1 protein-coding gene is annotated in these 3,571 nt (G+C 73.0%); it reads left to right on the top strand.

Annotated features, from left to right (window positions below):
• Positions 1-478: 478 nt before the first annotated feature.
• Positions 479-3,511, top strand: coding sequence for a BTAD domain-containing putative transcriptional regulator (locus ACFWGJ_RS42780; protein ID WP_387334371.1), 3,033 nt, complete (start codon positions 479-481; stop codon positions 3,509-3,511).
• The last annotated feature ends 60 nt before the right edge of the window (positions 3,512-3,571 follow it).

The raw sequence follows: 3,571 nt of genomic DNA on the forward strand, positions 1-3,571 counted from the left end.
CGTTCCCCGCGCCCCCAGGAGGCGGGGCTGCGCCCCTGCCTCCCGGCCCGGCCGGAGAGCGGCATCCACTACGCTCCGCGACGCAGTCGGTGCAGAAACGATGCTTCGCGTCGTGCCGTTCCCGTGCTCCGGGATGGGCTCCTTCGCGGCCGGGGCAGCCGGCTGGCAACGCCCGCGCACGGTAAGCCTGTTGCACCCGCTCCGTTCACCCGTCGGCGACCTGCGCAAAGCCTAAACCCCTACAAAAACTTGTCCGATATCCACCAGCGCGCCCCGCGTCTCGGCCACGAGACGTATGAAGCCGCACCGGTCGGTACACATCGTGGGTCAGGATGTACACGACAGTGATGGCCGCCCGACGCGGTTCCCTGCGGAACATCGAGGAACGGGAAGCGCTCCGTGGTCCCACCGCGAGCCCTTCCCCGCAGACGAGCAACGGGGCGGCGGCCGCCCCCGGACCGAGGAGAGGGCACGCGCCATGCGCCAAACACCGCCCGTACGCTTTCGCATCCTCGGATCTCTGGAATGTTGGGACGGTGACGAGCGCGTCCACGTCGGCGGGCCCGTCAGCGAACGCGTCCTGGTGACGCTGCTCCTCGAACCCCAGCGCGTCCTGCCGGTGCACCGGCTCGTCGAAGCCGTCTGGGACGAGGACGCCCCCGCCACCGCGGCCCACCAGGTACGCAAGGCCGTCGCCGAACTGCGTCAGCGCATCCCCGACGGACGCACCCTCATCGCGACGGACGGCCCCGGCTACCGCGCCGCCGTCGCACCCGAACAACTGGACCTGCTGCAGTTCACCGACGCCCTGCGGCGGGCCCGCGACCACGCCGCCGCCGGTCTCGCCGTGGAGGCGACGGCACTGCTGCGCGAAGCCGTCGCCCTGTGGCGCGGGCCCGTGCTGTCCGGCAACGGCGGAGCGGTCGTCGACGCGGCCTCCGCCTCGCTGGAGGAACGCCGCATGACCGCGGTGGAGCAGCTCTTCGACCTCAGACTGGAGGCCGGGGAGGGCGCCGAACTGGTCGCCGGGATCCGCGAGGCGATCGGCGGCAACCCCCTGCGCGAGACCCTCCGCGGCCAGCTCATGCTCGCCCTGTACCGCTCGGGCCGCCAGGCCGAGGCACTGGAGGAGTACGGGAACATCCGCGCCCTGCTCGACGAGGAACTCGGCATCCAGCCGGGCGACGCCCTGCGGGAGCTGCACCAGGCCATCCTGCGCAACGAACCCTCCCTGACCGTCGCCGCCGCCCCCGCGCCGACCGCGGCCCCGGCCGTGACCGGCAGCCGCTCCACCCTCCCCTACGACCTGCGGGACTTCACCGGCCGCGAGGAGGAACTGCACAAGCTCCTCGGCTTCGTCGAGGGCGCTACCGGCTCCGGCCCCCTGATCATCGCCATCGACGGCATGGGAGGCAGCGGCAAGACCTCGCTCGCCGTGCGCGCCGCCCACCGTCTCACCGAGCAGTACCCGGACGCACAGCTCCATCTCGACCTGCGCGGCTACACCCCGGGCGAGGAACCCCTCGCGCCGCCCGCCGCGGCCGAGGCCCTGCTGCGCATGCTCGGCATCCCCGGCGAACGCATCCCCGACGACCCGCAGGGCCGGATCAACCTGTGGCGCTCCACCATGACCAAACACCGCATGATCCTGTTGCTTGACAACGTAGTCGACGAGGCTCAGGTGAAGCCGCTCCTCGCCTCGCCCACCGGCACGGTCGTCCTGATCACCAGCCGCGCCCTGCTCGTCGACCTCGACGCGGCGCACTCGGTGTCCCTGGGCACCATGGCGCCGCCGGACAGCGTCGCATTGATCGTCGGCATCATCGGAGAGCGCCGTGCGGAGGCCGAACCCACGGCCGTCGCCGACCTCGCCGACCTCGCCGGCCACCTCCCGCTCGCCCTGCGCATCGCCGCCGCGCGACTGCGCAAACGACCCCGCTGGACCGTGCGCTACCTCGTGGACCGGCTCCGCGACGACACCCACCGCCTCGCCGAACTCAGCGCCGGCGAACGCAGCGTGGAGGTCACCCTGCGGCTGTCGTACGAGGGACTGGGCGCCGACTACCGCAAGTCCTTCCGGCTCCTCGGCCAGTATCCGGGCGCCGATCTGGACGTCTACACGGCGGCGGCCCTGCTCGACCTCGGAGTGCGGGACGCCGAGGACGTCCTGGAGTACCTGCTCGACATGCACCTCGTCCAGCAGCACGAACCGGGCCGCTACGCGTTCCACGACCTCGTGCGCAGCTTCGCCCTCATGCTGTCGCACACCCGCAGTTCCGGGGGCACCGGCGAGTTCTCCGAGGAGGCCGCGGGCGCGGTCCGGCGTCTGCTGGAGTTCTCGCTCACCGCCTCGGACGCCGCCTGCGACCTGCTCTTCCCCGGGCGGGTGCGGATGGTCCGCCCGACGCCCTCGTTCCAGCCGGAACTGGCCCCGCTGGCCACGCCGGAGGCCGCCCGCGACTGGTTCGAGCGCGAGCAGGACAGTCTGCTCGCGGCAATCGCCCTGGCCTTCCGCCGGGGCCTCGACCGCGAGGTCGCCCTGCTCGCGGCGAACGTCGTCTTCCACCTCGATCTGCGGGGCAGGCTCGACGACTTCCTCGCCCTGTGCCGCACCGCGCTCGCCGCGGCCCGCCGTCTGAACGAGGCCGATCTCCTGCGGCTGAGCCTGTCCAACCTGGCGGTGGCCTGCTGGAAGCGCGGCAGGTTCGAGGACGGCATAGCGGCGGCGGTCGAGGCGCACGAACTGGCGGTGGAACTGGGCGACCGGCGCGGCCAGGCCAAGGACACCGGTGTCCTGGGCCTGCTGCTCGCCACCACCGGCCGCTTCGACGAGGCGCTGCCCCGGCTGGAGCAGTCGATCGCCCTCAAGCGCGAACTGGGCGCCGAGCGGGCCGAGTCGGAGTCCCTGTCGAACGTCAGCGGCGTCTACATGGAACGCGGCTGCTTCGAGGAGGCGGTGAGCGCGGCGACCCGGTCCATCGAACTCGCCCGCAGACTGGGCGCGTCGGAGAAGGAACTCGTGGGGCTGAGCGATCTCGCGCAGGTCCAGCTGGCCATGGGTGAGGTGGCGACGGCCGCGCGCACGCTGGCGGGGGCCCGCGAGCGTTCCCCCGGCGCGCTGGCCCCGGCCGACCGGGCGCTGCAGCTCGTCCTCTCCGCCGAGGCCGAGGGCCGACTCGGGCGGCGCCACCAGGTGCTGCCGTGGGTGGAGGAGGCCCTTGCCACCAAGGGGCTGGAGGACGCGCCCGTACGGGAGGTCACCGTGTGGAACACCGCGGGACGTTTCTTCCACCGGGACGGCGACGACGAACGGGCGCTGGGTCTGCACCGGCAGGCCCACGCGTCCGCGGCCCGGCTGGGCCACCGGGTGGAGGAGGCCTACGCCCTGGACGGCATCGCCCGGGCCCTGGCGGCGCTCGGTGACGCCGAGGGGGCGGCCGAGCGGGGGGCCGCCGCCGAGGAGGCGTTCCGTGCGATGGGGATCCCCGGCCGTCACCGTCGGGCCGACTGACGTGCCGGTCGGATGAACCGCCACATGCCGTTGCCCGCCGTTGGTCACGGGGGGCATCGG

Source organism: Streptomyces sp. NPDC060205, from assembly GCF_042728395.1.
Classification (GTDB): Bacteria; Actinomycetota; Actinomycetes; order Streptomycetales; family Streptomycetaceae; genus Streptomyces.

Excerpts from the sequence above, each read along its gene's own strand:
- ACFWGJ_RS42780 (WP_387334371.1), top strand. The coding sequence starts at position 479 with ATGCGCCAAACACCGCCCGTACGCTTTCGCATCCTCGGATCTCTGGAA.